Below are 15,759 nucleotides of genomic sequence, written 5' to 3'. Positions count from 1 at the left end.
TCGGATGGATGTCAAATATATACCTTCCGAATGGGAAAGGACCAAGAAAGGCATTGGCGATCTGATCGGCCTCGGTGCATGGGGAAAAGGCATGATCGACAACTTAAAAGATATCAGTGATCTTTTGGAAGACGCCCAATCAGACATCGCCAAATATGATAGCGACGGTGTCATCTCTTTCACCCACACGGACCGCAAAAGCCAATATCAACAATTATATGAAGATTATCTCGTCCTGCACCGCTTTAGCGGCCGTGTCGGAGATATTGTCGACCGTACGATCGATGAGCCGTTTTATCAAGATATCGATGCTTTTGTCGAAGCGATGCGCAACTTATCGATATCAGAGATCAAGACGAAAAACCACATCGGTGTTAAAGAAATAATCGTCGTTCCAGGAACTTATGGCACACAAGAGACGATCGAAGTGCCAAAAGCCGAGGTCGGACTAGAAGATCTGTTCAGCGGCAGCAACTACTATGCCAGGCTGATGGAACGGGAATACGCCTCATGGAAAGAACTGAATCCCCACCAGGACTTTTCGGAAAAAGAATACATAAAGAATGCATTGAATTCCTACGCCTTTCAGTATGAATCGATCAAAGACGGGCAAATGAACAAAGAATTCTGGGGGCAAATAGCGGCGCTCGTCGTGATTGTCGGCGTCTCATTTATTTGTCCGCCAGCAGGGATGGCATTGGGCATGGCCTATGGTACACTGGAATTAAGCTCGGCCGTTTCCGGAAAAGACTGGATTTCAGGGAGGGAACTAGAAACAGGCGAAAGAGTATTCCGTGGTGTCCTCGCTCCATTGGATATCGTCCCTGGCGTCAGCGCGCTTTCTAGATTCAGCAGCGCCGCCCGCTTTTCACCTCTAAGAGAAGCAAGTGATCTTCAATTATTAACGGGGTTAAAAACGGGCTTCCAGCAAAAATCACTACGTGCCTGCGACATGGTTGTCCATGCTGAAAAAGACATCGTTGCCCGCATTCGAAATGCGAAAGCATGGGCGAAGGAAATGCCTCAGCATTTGAAAACCGGCGCAGCAAACGGTGCGCCTAAAGTCGGCCGATTCGTAGACAACGCCATAACAAATCTGAAAAATGCGATCCCTGACCGGCAAATGGGATTCGCCATGGAAGGGGTTGGGGATGTTAAGGTTCCGGCGGAAAATACGCATGCGGTGGAAAACAAAATCCGGGCATACTTGAGCAAGGTCGATGGGGTGAATTTGGAGGACATAAAAGAAATTAAAGATAATTCAAAAGGTTTAAGTCCAGGTGATAAAGCGAAAATTGAAAAATGGATGTATCCACCCAGTGAGGAAAAGTACCTTAAATATAAAGATGTATATGATAATCCAAAATATTATAATCAAGAAACTGGAGAAGTAATATGGCCTCCAAATGATGGATTCGCAGAAGAACCGGTTGACACAATCCTGAAAGAAGGAATGTTAATAGATAGATATGGAGAACCAACTGGAGGCTTCTTTTCTCCAAAGGGTGTTCCGTATGAAGAGAGAGCGCTCGCATTGCATAGTGACGAAGCAAACTATTACGTTTATAGAGTATTGGAAGACTTTAGTGTTAAATCTGGTAAAGCTGCGCCTTGGTTTGGCAGACCAGGCGGGGGAACACAATTTGTAAAATACCATGAAAATGGGAAACCTTATACAATTAATGAATTAATTGAAGAAGATTTAATTGAACTTGTTTCTGTAAGGAAGTGGAGTCCATGATGAATGTGCTTGAACTCTTAAAGAAGGATCCTAATCTTTTTATCGTTGAAAATGATAACCAATCGTTAAAAGAAGTTTCTGTCTATCAAAAAAATTATGATAAAGACAATGTGTATTTCGATATGTCTATAAGATGTAAAACTGATATTGTCAACAAAAAAATGAGATTATATGAAGTCCAAAGAAATAAAGAATTTTTGATTGGACAATATGCCGATTCGGAATTTGGCCAATTGGCATTTTATATAGTTGTGTATAGTTACTTTAATCAAGATAAACCAAGTAATAGCGTAAGAAAAATGCTGCGAAATATAGGAGAAGATGTTAATAAAGCAAATAAAATCCTTGAAGATCATATAGGGAAAAATTATTTTTCTTTGTATAGAAAAGAAATTGGAAAAATAAATATTGATAAAATAAATGACGATCGTTGTGATGTTTTTTACTTGTCTCTTGAGAATAATATAATCCCAATTGTCCGAAACAAAAGATTGACAAGTGCATTTGTGATAATTTATAATTATGGCTTTTATTTAAAGCAATTTGACTCCTTAATGAAAAAGATCATTTCACATTACAATTTAAAATTAAAGAAAGAAGAAACAGAAGAATTAAAGAGATTGTATTTAAAAAAATAATTACAGCGGTGATAGTTACGAAACTGATTTAATTTATCATAAACACTAAAATATGAAGTCTTAATTCATAGAACCTCAGCTTTTTCTTTATTATCGCGGTATCTCGACATGGGCCGGTCCCAATCGGTCTAAGGGTTGATGACGGAATGAGCAACGAAAGACTTTGAAAAATAGCACTTCTTTGTAAAAAATGTTGGGGGGAATAAAGTTAACAACGATGGCTTCGAATATAACATTAAGGGTACGGGAAAAGGCGAAAGTACTATAGATCCTAAATTAGAAAAATATGTTTGTGAATCATTTGAAGGTATAGGGAAAGAGGCACAAGATAATTTCAATAAATATCTCAGAGATAATGTTTGGTGTAATGAAACGTTATCTAATGCTGAAAAGATTGAAATTATGAAAGCTAACTTCAATAAGTTAACACCGGAACAAAAAATAAATTTTAATGTTTTAAATGATGTTAGAGTGATAAAAAATGCTGATTATTCTAATTGGGGAGAATGGCCAGATATTGACTGGCCAAGTTTTCCAGATTTGAATAAAGATACTGCAATTGGTGTATTTAATAAAGAAACTGGAGAAATATTAATTCCAAGTGAACTAGATAGAATTGGAAGTCCTTTTGGCAACAATTTAGGTGTGGTAGAAAATGGTTATCATAGTACACAAAGTGAACGTTCTATTTGTTATATTGAAATGAGTATGCGAGGAACACCTATTATTTTGATAAAACGTACTATAAAGATGCAATAGATGCTATTAAAAATTTTAGTATTGACCATCCAGAATATTCTGTTAACAAAATAAATTCTATTATTGATAAATTAAATATAAAGAATGGAACAAATAATCCTCATATTACTGAAAATGTTATTGCCAATTGGTATTCTCAATATAAAGCTTTTCAATCAAATCCTAAATTGGTAGCTTTGTGTAAAGAAAAAGAAATAGACTCAACATATGGTGTTATGGGGGAAGCAGCTCCATGGGAAAAAAACGGTGAAATAATAACTACGGGTGGTGCGAAACAAATTAACACTCCAATAAATGTGAAAGCTTTAGAGGATATCGGTATATTACAAAATAAAGGAGGTTGGTAAAAAATGACACGAACTGAATATGAAAATAAAATAAAAGAGTTAGGCATAGATTTGGAAGAATTGAATATTGTTATTGGTAGAAAAACCAATGTACCATTTTCAACAGGTTGCTACTTTGAAGGTGATAATTGGATCTTATATAATGTGGATGAAAGACAAAATTTTTCAATTATCGAGAGGGGAAATGAGAATCAAATTTTCAAATTTTTATATATGATAACGATGGGAAAAATAGGTAGATAGAAAATAAACATTTTAATTTGACCGCACTACTTATCCAAAGCTTCTAAGCTATTCCATGTCGATGAAATAAAATTAATAGTTAATGGAAATTAAATTTGACCGTAATAAATGGTTCAGAGAAGAGGGGTTTTTGAATCCTTTTTATGTTATCCATGATAATAAAGATCCAATATTGTAACAGGTTCGGAAGTAATATTTAATAATGAAAGTGATGCCATTGATAACTTTATAAAAAGGCTTAGAACAGAAAAGCTGTTATTTTAGGATATATAATATTAGCTAAGAACAATAAGGTATTTAAGTAATAGAAACATAAAATTGATGTTAGTCTAAAAATTAGACACGGAGAACAGGGAGATTATAATAAACTTAATTACAATAGGTTTGTTTTTTGAAAATAAAAGTGCAGAGAATTGCAAAATCCTTATGCAGTGATATGCAAAGGAGCTTTACATGGAGGAGGAGCCATGATAACCTTTTTTGGTTTTGCCAAAACTGTTGAAGCTGGCGCTTGGCTAAAGAATCATGGCTACAGAAGATCCATGTCAAGCCCTTGATGGATAGATCACATATATGTATATTTATACAAAATTTTGATAAAGATATACTGCGACACTCTGAATTTTCTTCTTGCAGAAAATACCTTGCATCATTTTACAGAAAAATATTTGGAAAATGCACAAATGCTTGGTAAGAATGTGCATCATCTAGGGGATTCGCAAAATTTTTCGCGGTATTTCGGATGTTAGGATGAAATTGCCCTAATTTACAACATAGCATTTCAATATATACTCTCCCCTTTGTATTTCACCAGCTTCCCGCACAACTATTTTCTCAGTCTTTTCAGCGCTATTTGTAATAATAATTGGCGTTACGATTTCTTTATTATTTTTTTCAATAAATTCTATATCAACATTCATTATGGGATCTCCAATTTTTACTTTTTGCCCTTCACTCACAGTTACTTCATAACCTTCACCATTTAATTCAACCGTATCTAGTCCAACGTGAATTAATACTTCTAACCCATGTTTTGTTCGAATACCTATTGCGTGCTTAGTAGGAAATACTTGAATAATTTGTCCTTTTACAGGGGACACCACCTTTCCGTCTTTAGGAATAACCGCTATCCCATCCCCCATCATCTTTTGGGCAAACACGGGATCCGGTACTTCTGATAATGAAATTACTTCGCCATACATAGGTGAAAAAATTTCTTCTATAATAGTTTTGGGATTTTTCGCAAATATTTTTTTTAACATACTAATTCCTTCTTTCTATCTATAATAATTTTATGAAAATTGTATTTTAATAATAAAGACAAGACAAAGAACAGACAGCAATCCAACAATAATGGTACTTCCGACAAATCTTAAATTTGCTCCTTTTTCCTTCCGGTTCAACGTACTATTTTTTATGAATTCTTTATGTTCTTTCCGGTATTTGCTAATAGCTAAAAGAAGCAACATACTGCCAAATATATTTCAACCAGCAATAATGAAATCGCCAACCTTCCTATTTCTAACTGGATCTGTTTTATAAATCTGACAACACCATTCTTGTCAATACACCAAAAAAAGATTTAACATGGCAAACACAAACAAATTTTAATGAAAGGATCCTCTTTTACTTGAGCAAAAAAAGGTTGGTTTGCCTGCAGCGACATTATATATAAATAATTAAGAAAGAGAAATGGGACGTATAAAAAAGATGACCGATATTTTAAAAATGTGCAAACTTTGTAATATGGAAGGGGAATCATTCGAATGTTTTTGTTGGCACGTTGTATTATGCGTCTTCATCTTTTCCCGCCCTTTCAATTGTTTCTTTTTTCTCTTTCAGGTAGTCAACATAATGGCTAAAAATAGCTTCTCCAATAATAAAAAAAGGGGCAAATGTTTTCAATTTTGTTCCGTTATGGCTTGCGAGATTTGAACTCCTGGCATATAAATTATACGGAGTCATTCTAGCCAAACGATTATTTACTAAATTTGTTATAGAGATAAAAGGAATTCCTTTGGCAACTAAATTTTGCACTGCAGGAAAAATTGTTGGTGTATCTCCTGATAAAGAAAAAATGATCACAACATCGTTTTTCTGCAAATCCTTTACAATTATTTCAAACTCCAATTGAGAGTGGATAACATTCAAATACTTTTGAAGCGGCAGAAACATTCTTTGCAACTCTAATGCACAATGTAATTGTGCAGTGCCCGTCCCAAAAACAAATACTTGATTGGCATTATATATCAATTCACAAACATCCGAAAAATCTTTGGTTTGAATATATTTGATTGTTTCATGAAGATCTTCCTGCAAAATTTCTACACCGCTTTTTTCTTCTACCGGATCCTCTCGACCTTGCCATTTTAAGAACACTCGGAATTCACTATATCCACTAAATTCCAATTTCTGTGCCAACCGCAATATTGAAGAGCGGGAAACATTGCATTTTTCAGCTAGATTATTAATCCCTAACGAATAACAAGTATTTTTATTATTCATAATGTACTTTAAGATGTGTAAATCTGTCTCATTTAATTTTTTATAATGTTTATTAATAAGTTCTTCTAATCTCAAGCCATATCCCCTCCTTCAATAAATAATTTATGTTTGCTCTTGTCATCTCCAAATGGCCGTGCCGTTAACTGCGAATAAATTCGCTGGCAGAACTATATGGAACTGTACTGGATTATTATCCTTTACATTCCTTCGGAAGCAGCCAAATGTAATGCCAGAACACTACAATACTTAGTTTAAAGGAAAAAAAGGTGTAAGTCTGCTGCTTGGCAAAAAATAATTTTTCATTAACAGAAGGAGGAGTGAAACAAAAAAAGGGGGTGTCTAATAATTCGTTTTTACGGCTTATTGACGCCCCCATTAATGTTTTAGAAACGTTGATATATCGGTGTTTATGATTTTTTGTTTTCAATGGGGATCTGACTTTCTGGACAGCCCCTTTTTATTTGATAAAATCGATCATCTTAAAAAAATTCGCTCACTACCACATCATCTTTATGAAGTTCAGGCCAGAAATCTTTATTTGCTTCAATTAAATCATCCAATATTTCTTTAGCAACTTTTGCACTCGGTACTGTTTTTGATAATGTTATTGCTTGCCATAATTTTTGGTAAGACCTTGTTATCCATGCTTCTACCACTAGCTTTTCCACAGATACTTGTTGTTCCATTAATCCTTTTTGGAATTGCGGGATTTCCCCGATCGATAGCGGTTCAGGACCATTGCTGCCGACAATGCATGGAATTTCCACCATTGCGGTCGGATCAAAATTGGAAATAGCCCCTTTATTTTCTACAATAAGCAACATTCTTTCATGAGTGTTATAAGCAATGGCACGCGCCAAATCTACAATATATGCTGCATGTTCATCTATATGAAGTTTACTGCCTTCTGTGGATTGATTTTCAATTATTTTTCTACATTCGCCGAAAACAAATTTTTCACGGCCTTCCATTACTTCATTTGCTCTTGTATAATTCGGGTTAGAATTTGCCACTACTTCATCCGGGAATAAATAGTATTTTAAATATGTGTTTGGCAACGTATCTGGGTCTAATGCATATACGTCTCTCGCTTTTAAGAATGTATCTTGCCAGCTAGCATCAACATGCTGATTGTCTCCGCTATCATTGACAACATACCCGTACTTTGCAACATGCTCCTTTAATTTAGGCATTAAATCATTTCCTTCTTTGTCGCGAATATCCGTCCACCATCCAAAATGGTTCAATCCATAATATCTTACCGTCATTTCTTTGCGAGATTTTAACCCTAAAATTCGCGCCATACGTTCTTCAATCCCGACAGGCATATCACAAATGTTAAGTACTTTCGAATGAGGACGGAGACGGCGCGTCGCTTCAGCTACAATCGCTGCTGGGTTGGAATAATTGAGCATCCATGCATTAGGAGAGTATTTTTCCATATAATCAATTAATTCTAATACTCCTCCAATAGAACGCATTCCATATGCAATTCCACCTGGCCCGCATGTTTCTTGACCAACTACACCATGTTTCAAAGGTATTTTTTCATCTAATTCACGCATTGCATATTTTCCTACACGAATATGCGCCATGACAAAATCAACATCTGTAAAGGCTTCTTCAGGATTTGTTGTTGCCAAAAATTCTATTTCCGGAGCTCTTTCTTTGAGAATTATTTCGCAAGCTCCTGCAATTGTTGCTTGACGTTCCTCATCATTATCATAAAGTTTTAATTTCCGAATTGGAAACTTATATAAATTATCTAATAACATCAAAACAATCCCTGGAGTAAAAGTACTTCCCCCGCCTGCAATTAATACCGAGAATTTTTTCATTTTTAGGTTTCCTCCTTTAATGCAATATCCTCTTTCATCCAAGTTATAACAATTCATTTGTATGAAAACAATATTTCTTAACCATTCTGGTCGCTATCTCAAGTTCAGTTCTATTTCCCATAAGAAGGGAATTTTCCCGCTTGTCAAATAAACAACATTTTAGAATTTGCAAGTAAATGTGGAGCCTTTCAGTTTTCTTTATATTGTTTTTTGCTAGAATCACTCAATAAATTCTCAAATTGTTCCCTTACTTGTGGAACCGATAAACCGACTATCACTTGAATTGCTTTCCCATTCTTAACAATTCCGTGGGCTCCAGCTGATCTAAATCGGCTATCAGGCGCTATTTTTGATTCATCTACTACTGTTACGCGGAGTCTTGTAGCACAGTTTGTTACATCGGCAATATTAGAAGATCCGCCTAGAGCTTCTAAAAATTCACTAGCTTGAACAAAATAAGCATTTTCTTTATTTGCACTATTTTTATTTTCTGCTTGCTTTTTAGCTTTGTAGTCTGCTTTTGTATACAGTTTTACTTCTTTTTGGTCATCTGCTTCACGACCTGGGGTAGCTACATTTAGCTTTACAATTAAATAACGAAACGTGAAAAAATAGATAACCGTAAATGCCAATCCAATTATCCACTGAGTGATATAAGTGGAAGTATGGTATTTGAATAACGGAATCCAGTTGGAGCTGGCAATTTCTAACAATCCACCACCCATATTACCAACTGCACCAAACGCATACATCACCGCAGCCATAGAAGCTGCTAAAAATGCATGTACAGCAAATAGAAGAGGAGCAACAAATAAAAATGTGAACTCTATCGGTTCTGTGATCCCAGCTACAACAGATGTTAAAGTTGCTGCAATCAACATACCTGATACGATTTTCTTTTTCTCAGGTTTTGCTGTTACGTATATCGCTAATGCAATGCCAGGGATTCCAAAAATTTTGGGCATACCATGCAAAGCAAAACCGCCTTCCGGGAACATTTCTTTTAATGAATGAGCACTTGTTGCATATTCCGATAAATGCTCCATCCAATATTTTGCAATTCCGCCATCAACAACTGCCGGGCCGTAGATAAAAGGACCGTATATAAAATGGTGCAGCCCCGTTGGAATTAAGATTCTTTCAAGGAATGTATACAACCAAACCCCTAATACATCAGAGGAAGCCAAAAACCCTTGTAAAGAAGCAATTCCGTTCTGAATTATCGGCCATCCCCACGAGGTAAGCAAGGCAAGAGGCAACATAGCAAAAAAACAAACAATGACAACAAAGGATGTTCCTTGGAAGATACCTAGGAAATCTGGTAGTTTTTTGTCAAAATATCGATTGTGGATTAAAACAACAATGGAAGAAATAACAATCGCACCGATAATATTTGTATCTAAAGTTTTAATACCGGCAATTTCCGTTAACCCGCTCACTCCTCCAACTTCTTGGCTAAAATCGACACCAAAATTTTCCCCCCAAATCGTTAAAATAGCGTTTACAAAATAATTGAAAGTTAAATAGGTTACGAGTGCTGCTAAAACAGCTCTCGCGTGTGCTTTTTTCGCTAATCCAATAGGGATGCCGGCAACAAAAAGCAACGGGATTTGATTAAATACTGTCCATCCACCTTCCTCTATTACCGTCCAGAATTTATACCATGCTCCATCTGGATCAGCCAAAGAACCCATAATATCCCCGTTTTTAAATAAAATTGTGAGACCTACAAGTATCCCCGCAAATGGGAATAATAATACTGGCACAAACATCGCCCCACCGAACCGTTGGATTTTTTGCATCATCCTTGATCCACTCCTTTTCTAGCAATTAAATAACAATACTTAAGAAGAAATTTGTGGGATCTGTTATTTCATGCAAAAGATGATTGCCATAGCAAAAATGTCAAGGTGCTTATAGTTGCAACTATAAACTGTCAGCGCTTACAATTAATTTATATTAAAATCTAATTTTTAACAATAACTTGGCAAGATGTCGGGACTTATCTTTCCATTTGAACATTTTCCCACAGTTTGAAAAATTTCACGAACTTTTCAAACTGGAAAAACATATAAAATTTCTTTCTCACGGTTATTCACTATGTAGCTTTAGCTTCCCTAAACATCGAGTAGGAGGCTAATGAATTAGAAGTGCCGCAGCATTTGAAAACCGGCGCAGCAAACGGTGCGCCTAAAGTCGGCCGATTCGTAGACAACGCCATAACAAATCTGAAAAATACGAACCCTGACCGGCAAATAGGATTCGCCATGGAAGGGGTTGGGGATGTTAAGGTTCCGGCGGAATTGAGGGGAATTTTGGTTACTCCATAATTAGTGGGGAAAGTAAAGAGCCTCAAGAAGTTATTAATACTGTATATGAAACGGTTTCTAGATTTAAAAGGGATCCGATAAAAAGAGATAATGCACAACGTGTAATAAATAAGGAAATTGGTTGCTTTTTAAGGTCTATTAATTCGCCTCAATTTATTGCAAATCAATTCACACGTTATCATTTCAATGGGACGAATTTATTTGACGTAATACAAATATTAGAAAAATTAACCGAAAAGGACCTAGAAGAAGTACTACACTTACATTTTTCTGATGAATCGAGTTCGACACTAATCATTAAGTAAATGATACTTGTTATTTTTCTATAAATTTTTTTATTTAATGTAGTGTCAAGGTAGTATCCATCTATTAATTTAACATCAATCAATGGAAAAATACTATTTATTCTCTCCTATATTATTTTCATAACCTTGGATGTACAAACAAAAATAAGTAAAAACATAGGCTCTTAGACCTAATAAAAAACAAAACGATTCAAAAGCCCCTTTTAAAATGTATTATTCTACATTATTATTCTGAATAGAAAAATAATTTTAAAAAAAATAAATGATTTAACGGGTGTAAGTAGAATACATATATATACTAAGATAATATGTTGGAGTGAGAAAATGTCGTACTTATTAGATGTTCAAAATATTACAAAGCGATATGGCAATAAAGTTGTTTTAAAAAATGTTACATTCAATGTTCCGTCAGGATCAATAGTTGGCTTTATTGGTGATAATGGTGCAGGTAAATCTACTACATTTAAAACAATACTAGGTCTAGTTTCTCAGGATTCAGGTAGAATTAAAATCTTTGGCAAAGAAAATATACATAAACAGCCTAAGATGAAGGAAAAAATTGGAGTTGTGTTCGATGCTATGAATTTACCGGCGCACCTAACAATCAAACAACTAAATAAAGTTTTTTTGAGAATATTTAATACTTGGAATCAAGATGATTTTTTCCGATTGGTTAATTCTTTTTCTCTCCCCGAAGATAAACAAATATATAAATTTTCTCGTGGGATGTCAATGAAACTTTCTATAGCTGTTGCACTGTCACATAATGCAAAACTACTATTACTAGATGAGGCAACAGGAGGGCTTGATCCCTCATCAAGAGAACAAGTCTTAGGTGAGTTAAAAAGCTTTGTGAGAGAGAGTAGTGGTGGGATATTACTTTCTTCTCATATTATGAGTGATATTGAGAAAATTGCTAGTCATATTGTTTTTATCAAAAATGGTGAAATTTTATTAAATGAGAGAAAGGACAAGATTCTTGAAAAATTTGCAATTGTTGATATCAAAAAGGAACGATTATCTTTACTAAATAGAAATATAGTTGTTGCAAAAAGGGACTATGGTTCTTGTTCTAGAATACTTGTATCAAATAAAATGGAATTGCCAAAGGACCTTAGCTCTAAAAAGATTTCAATGGAAGAACTTAGTCTCTTACTAACTAACAGGGAGTGAAATTTAAGTGAAAGGTCTATTATTGACAAACTATTACCTAGTTTATCGAAGTATTTTTGCATATGTAGGTCTCGCATTATTGATTTCTGGTGTACTTTTATTTTTTTCAGGGCCTATGGTAAGTGGTGTGGCCGCTATGTTAATTATATTATTAATGACTTTGCCTTCACTTGAAGTTATAAAAATAGAGAGTAAGTCTGGTTATGATAAATATGTACTTACCTTACCGGTTAGTAGGTCTAATATTGTCCGAAGTCACTATATTTTTTACTTATCGGTTGTGATTATCGGAGCATTTCTTTCATATATTGTTATTTATACATATGATCTAATTTTTGAAACACAAATAAATGGCATAATTAATATTATTTCTTCTGGAATTTTCGTAGTTCTTTTAGCAGGTGCGCTTATATACCCGTTCCTCTATATCTTTGGTGCAGACAAATCTGATGCATTTGTACTTGGAGGAGGATTTGTAGGTCTATTTGTTTATTATGGAATCAAATTCTTAGTAGAAGATTTAATAGACAAATTACCGTTATCCATAGATTCGTCTTTATTAGTTCCGATTTTATTTATAGTACTTGGTATTACTGTATTTACTCTCTCATATTTAATTGCTGTAATTATTTATCGAAAGAAAGAATTTTAGACTATGTGATTAGTACATCAAGTAGGCGCAAAAAATCGTGCCCGTAGAGGCTCCATGTCAAGCCTTTTTTGCACACGCACCACATTCATAGCGAAAGGAGAGAATGGATAACTTAAATATTATCAATTTGTGTCTTGACAAAGGGGTGCATTACAAAGTTTCTGTCTATCAAAAAATTATGATAAAGACAATGTGTATTTCGATATGTCTATAAAATGTAAAACTGATATTGTCAACAAAAAAATGAGATTATATGAAGTCCAAAGAAATAAAGAATTTTTGATTGGACAATATGCCGATTCGGAATTTGGCCAATTGGCATTTTATATTGTTGTGTATAGTTACTTTAATCAAGATAAACCAAGTAATAGCGTAAGAAAAATGCTGCGAAATATAGGAGAAGATGTTAATAAAGCAAATAAAATCCTTGAAGATCATATAGGGAAAAATTATTTTTCTTTGTATAGGAAAGAAATTGGAAAAATAAATATTGATAAAATAAATGAAGATCGTTGTGATGTTTTTTACTTGTCTCTTGAGAATAATATAATCCCAATTGTCCGAAACAAAAGATTGCCAAGTGCATTTGTGATAATTTACAATTATGGCTTTTATTTAAAGCAATTTGACTCCTTAATGAAAAAGATCATTTCACATTACAATTTAAAATTAAAGAAAGAAGAAACAAAAGAATTAAAGAGATTGTATTTAAAAAAATAATTACAGCGGTGATAGTTACGAAACTGATTTAATTTATCATAAACACTAAAATATGAAGTCTTAATTCATAGAACCTCAGCTTTTTCTTTATTATCGCGGTATCCCCCTATGCCACTCGTAACTCGTTTTTAATGGAATCAAAAAGATTAGTTTTTTAAACTAATCTCAGTTTGTCGACTTTGTCGATAAGCTGAAAGCACGTTTCTGGAAATCATGAAACGTGCTTTTCCTATATCTTTTATTCTTTTAAAACATCATTTTTGAAATGATAATAAATCTTTGGTGAAACATCTTCTTTTATTTCGATTCGATCAACCAAACGGTGAAGCATCTCAGAAGTTAGTTCATTGAAATGTCTATTAAATCATTTTGTAGTCTTTCCTCATATTTCTTTCGTTCACGTTTGGATTGATAGTAGATTTTTCCAGCTTAAGCTTCAGTTTATTCGAAAGCAGATTATTGATTTCTTCAGTTATTAAACGGTAATTTTCATTGCAAGCAATTTTCTGTTGGTTGAGCTTTTTCCATATTTTGCTCAACTTTTGTTAAAAAGTGCAAAAACTTCCCCCTATCTTTTAACACGGATCAAATGAACAATTTATTTTTCTTGCAATAACATACGCCAGTAATTCTCAATTCGATTGAATGTGTCATCGGCACGCTGTGCAACAAAATCTCTTGCCAATTGGTAATCTATATCCCTTGGTGAGATGCCTTTCGTAGCAAATGAAAGCAGTTGTTCTTTTGCTTTTGCAAGCACTCCAGACAAATCTTCTTCATTTTGAATGCTCTCAAACATTTCTTGATAATTTTTGATGACTGATTCAATTTCTGCTTGTGTATATACCGTTTTCCCAAGTTTATTCGTCATGGACAGCTCACGGCTTTGTTGGTATGTTAAAGGAGCATTTAGTGACCTGATTTTGGCTCGTGCTGCGATGAATCGCTCCTCTACCGATTGGTGATTTATGGCTATTTTCGTATTGTGGCGGACATAATCTTGAATCAGTTGATCAAATCCTTTTTTTACATCACCGCTTAAAAACGTATCACTGAAGTATTGAAGTGCAGCTGTTGAAGAAGCCAATTCAAGATGGGCTTCATAAGAATGCTGTTGTTCTTTACTAATTCCAAAAAGGCTAATCCCTAGATATGGCGACAAACTATCTACTCCGTCCGTTATGTGTTGTAAGATGGATTCTACTTTTTTTACTTCTTCATTACTTAGCGAATCGAAGTATTTGGATTCATATAAATATTGGCTGAACACAAGCCATTGATCCTTTGGCCGATAAGAGAAAATATCAGAAGGGTCAACGTTTTCTACGTGAAAAAACTTTTCCATCGGTATGGCCATCAAGCCTTGAACTTGTTTGATTTCATCCGAAATCGTAAGTTTATAGGCTTGTCCGTTTCGGTTGACTTCCACTTGTTGTCCGGCCAATGGATTTTTGATTTCGTGTACGGGTGGCATTTTGGCTCTATTTCGAGCGACTATTGCTCCGATATATCCAAGATCAATTTTCACGGTTATTCCCTCCTATCTAATTAATGGAAGGCAATGGTTCCACTTTGCTTCCATAGTAAAAATTCAACGCACTAAAGAAATCGATTGATTTACCTGTTTTTAAATCGACGATTAAAATGTGATTGCCATAGTTAAAATCGCCAGTTTCCAGTCTGCGTTGTGTTGTTTTTTTAAAGTATCAACAAACGAACTATGTACGGGTTTGGACCAGATTAATATTGTGATTCGTAAAAAGCGTACCTACTTCCAGATATCCCGTAATTGCAAAAATCGGAACTTGCAGAGTTCATGTTTGGTTGGTCTTCCGCAAAGCTTTTCTGCACACAATAGTCATCAAAGTGATAATTAAATTGAAAACCAAACAATTTCATTATTTATAATCGGCTTTTTAAATAAATAGTTAAATGATTATAAGGAAAAATTTAAATAATCTACCTAAAACCTTCTATTTTAAGTAAAATATCCTAGGATTTGAGGCGCATCAGCCAGAAATTGGATGGAATAAGTAGTCAATGAGGGATTGTTTGTTGCAAAGGGTAAAAAAGTTAAAAATATCATAAGTATATCGCCTGATTTTAAACATGTATTATCAATTAAAGAAAATACGGAGAGTGGGGATGCCGTTTACTTGAGGTCTTATTACGGAATTCTGGCTCGTCCAAAAGAAAGGCTTCCCTATAAAACAGATGGGGAATTTAAAGTGGAATGGTTAGCGAATGAATTGCCGTCGTTACATATAAAACCGTTGATCATACGATTCAACAATTTATCGGGACTTATGGTGATCGCGGTTACGGAAGGTTCTATTATTATGCCGGGGCTGAAATCCATGGTCGATGGCGGAAATAACATTGAGGTTGTGAGCAATTCAGAAGGAATTTCTGTTACTCATAAATGGTAAAAAGGAAATTATTTTACTGGGATCATATTACTCAGTTTGGCACTCTTGCTGTCGTTTTAATGAGACATAACGAAGAGAT

At 34.6% G+C, this 15,759-nt stretch carries 15 protein-coding genes; 10 read left to right on the top strand and 5 right to left on the bottom strand.

Annotated features, from left to right (window positions below):
* Positions 1-4: 4 nt before the first annotated feature.
* The 5 genes from NSU02_RS16725 to NSU02_RS16705 all read left to right on the top strand — a co-directional run bounded on the left by NSU02_RS16725 (position 5) and on the right by NSU02_RS16705 (position 3,728).
* Complete coding sequence (locus NSU02_RS16725; RefSeq protein WP_339193341.1) at positions 5-1,741, top strand: TNT domain-containing protein; 1,737 nt, start codon at positions 5-7, stop codon at positions 1,739-1,741.
* Positions 1,738-2,379, top strand: coding sequence for a hypothetical protein (locus tag NSU02_RS16720; RefSeq protein ID WP_066251020.1), 642 nt, complete (start codon positions 1,738-1,740; stop codon positions 2,377-2,379). The genes NSU02_RS16725 and NSU02_RS16720 overlap by 4 nt, the downstream gene beginning before the upstream one ends.
* Positions 2,380-2,781: 402 nt before the next feature.
* Positions 2,782-3,138 (top strand): hypothetical protein, encoded by a 357-nt coding sequence (locus tag NSU02_RS16715; protein ID WP_094244501.1) that lies wholly within the window; start codon positions 2,782-2,784, stop codon positions 3,136-3,138.
* A 176-nt stretch (positions 3,139-3,314) separates the two neighbouring features.
* Positions 3,315-3,485 carry a hypothetical protein gene (locus tag NSU02_RS16710; protein ID WP_157727863.1) on the top strand — a complete coding sequence of 57 codons (171 nt, stop codon included), beginning with the start codon at positions 3,315-3,317 and terminating at the stop codon, positions 3,483-3,485.
* A 3-nt stretch (positions 3,486-3,488) separates the two neighbouring features.
* Positions 3,489-3,728 (top strand): hypothetical protein, encoded by a 240-nt coding sequence (locus NSU02_RS16705; RefSeq protein WP_130157206.1) that lies wholly within the window; start codon positions 3,489-3,491, stop codon positions 3,726-3,728.
* Positions 3,729-4,489: 761 nt separating this feature from the next.
* Here the strand turns inward: NSU02_RS16705 and NSU02_RS16700 are convergent.
* From NSU02_RS16700 to NSU02_RS16685, 4 genes are all read right to left on the bottom strand, one after another.
* Positions 4,490-4,990, bottom strand: a complete 501-nt coding sequence (locus NSU02_RS16700; protein WP_066250760.1) for a PTS glucose transporter subunit IIA — start codon at positions 4,988-4,990, stop codon at positions 4,490-4,492.
* Positions 4,991-5,516: 526 nt separating this feature from the next.
* Positions 5,517-6,308 carry a MurR/RpiR family transcriptional regulator gene (locus tag NSU02_RS16695; protein ID WP_094244504.1) on the bottom strand — a complete coding sequence of 264 codons (792 nt, stop codon included), beginning with the start codon at positions 6,306-6,308 and terminating at the stop codon, positions 5,517-5,519.
* A gap of 404 nt (positions 6,309-6,712) precedes the next feature.
* On the bottom strand, positions 6,713-8,071 hold the full coding sequence (locus NSU02_RS16690; RefSeq protein WP_066250754.1) for a 6-phospho-alpha-glucosidase: 1,359 nt from the start codon (positions 8,069-8,071) through the stop codon (positions 6,713-6,715).
* Between the two features lie 188 nt (positions 8,072-8,259).
* Positions 8,260-9,876 carry an alpha-glucoside-specific PTS transporter subunit IIBC gene (locus NSU02_RS16685; RefSeq protein ID WP_130157209.1) on the bottom strand — a complete coding sequence of 539 codons (1,617 nt, stop codon included), beginning with the start codon at positions 9,874-9,876 and terminating at the stop codon, positions 8,260-8,262.
* A 345-nt stretch (positions 9,877-10,221) separates the two neighbouring features.
* Here NSU02_RS16685 and NSU02_RS16680 point away from each other — a divergent pair, with 345 nt between their 5' ends.
* The 4 genes from NSU02_RS16680 to NSU02_RS16665 all read left to right on the top strand — a co-directional run bounded on the left by NSU02_RS16680 (position 10,222) and on the right by NSU02_RS16665 (position 13,251).
* Positions 10,222-10,401: a hypothetical protein gene (locus NSU02_RS16680; protein ID WP_130157211.1), complete on the top strand. Its 180-nt coding sequence runs from the start codon at positions 10,222-10,224 to the stop codon at positions 10,399-10,401.
* Positions 10,402-11,030: 629 nt separating this feature from the next.
* On the top strand, positions 11,031-11,879 hold the full coding sequence (locus tag NSU02_RS16675; RefSeq protein ID WP_130157213.1) for an ABC transporter ATP-binding protein: 849 nt from the start codon (positions 11,031-11,033) through the stop codon (positions 11,877-11,879).
* A 7-nt stretch (positions 11,880-11,886) separates the two neighbouring features.
* Entirely contained in the window at positions 11,887-12,531 is a 645-nt protein-coding gene (locus tag NSU02_RS16670; protein WP_063388946.1) for an ABC-2 transporter permease, read from the top strand.
* A 204-nt stretch (positions 12,532-12,735) separates the two neighbouring features.
* Positions 12,736-13,251 (top strand): hypothetical protein, encoded by a 516-nt coding sequence (locus NSU02_RS16665; protein ID WP_339193340.1) that lies wholly within the window; start codon positions 12,736-12,738, stop codon positions 13,249-13,251.
* 598 nt (positions 13,252-13,849) lie between these two features.
* Here NSU02_RS16665 and NSU02_RS16660 read toward each other — a convergent pair.
* Positions 13,850-14,779 (bottom strand): hypothetical protein, encoded by a 930-nt coding sequence (locus NSU02_RS16660; protein WP_144598183.1) that lies wholly within the window; start codon positions 14,777-14,779, stop codon positions 13,850-13,852.
* A 628-nt stretch (positions 14,780-15,407) separates the two neighbouring features.
* On the opposite strand from NSU02_RS16660, the gene NSU02_RS16655 reads away from it, so the two are divergent.
* Complete coding sequence (locus NSU02_RS16655) at positions 15,408-15,680, top strand: hypothetical protein (protein WP_339193339.1); 273 nt, start codon at positions 15,408-15,410, stop codon at positions 15,678-15,680.
* The last annotated feature ends 79 nt before the right edge of the window (positions 15,681-15,759 follow it).

This window comes from Aeribacillus sp. FSL W8-0870, assembly GCF_037963755.1.
Taxonomy (GTDB): Bacteria; Bacillota; Bacilli; order Bacillales; family Aeribacillaceae; genus Aeribacillus; species Aeribacillus composti.
Note: the sequence above shows the minus strand (reverse complement) of the source record. Positions and strands in the feature narration are given on the sequence as shown.

What these genes read in the sequence shown, in the direction of transcription:
- NSU02_RS16725 (WP_339193341.1), top strand. Translation starts at nt 5, where the DNA reads ATGGATGTCAAATATATACCTTCCGAATGGGAAAGGACCAAGAAAGGC.
- NSU02_RS16720 (WP_066251020.1), top strand. Translation starts at nt 1,738, where the DNA reads ATGATGAATGTGCTTGAACTCTTAAAGAAGGATCCTAATCTTTTTATC.
- NSU02_RS16715 (WP_094244501.1), top strand. Translation starts at nt 2,782, where the DNA reads ATGAAAGCTAACTTCAATAAGTTAACACCGGAACAAAAAATAAATTTT.
- NSU02_RS16705 (WP_130157206.1), top strand. Translation starts at nt 3,489, where the DNA reads ATGACACGAACTGAATATGAAAATAAAATAAAAGAGTTAGGCATAGAT.
- NSU02_RS16700 (WP_066250760.1), bottom strand. Translation starts at nt 4,990, where the DNA reads ATGTTAAAAAAAATATTTGCGAAAAATCCCAAAACTATTATAGAAGAA.
- NSU02_RS16690 (WP_066250754.1), bottom strand. Translation starts at nt 8,071, where the DNA reads ATGAAAAAATTCTCGGTATTAATTGCAGGCGGGGGAAGTACTTTTACT.
- NSU02_RS16685 (WP_130157209.1), bottom strand. Translation starts at nt 9,876, where the DNA reads ATGATGCAAAAAATCCAACGGTTCGGTGGGGCGATGTTTGTGCCAGTA.
- NSU02_RS16675 (WP_130157213.1), top strand. Translation starts at nt 11,031, where the DNA reads ATGTCGTACTTATTAGATGTTCAAAATATTACAAAGCGATATGGCAAT.
- NSU02_RS16665 (WP_339193340.1), top strand. Translation starts at nt 12,736, where the DNA reads ATGTCTATAAAATGTAAAACTGATATTGTCAACAAAAAAATGAGATTA.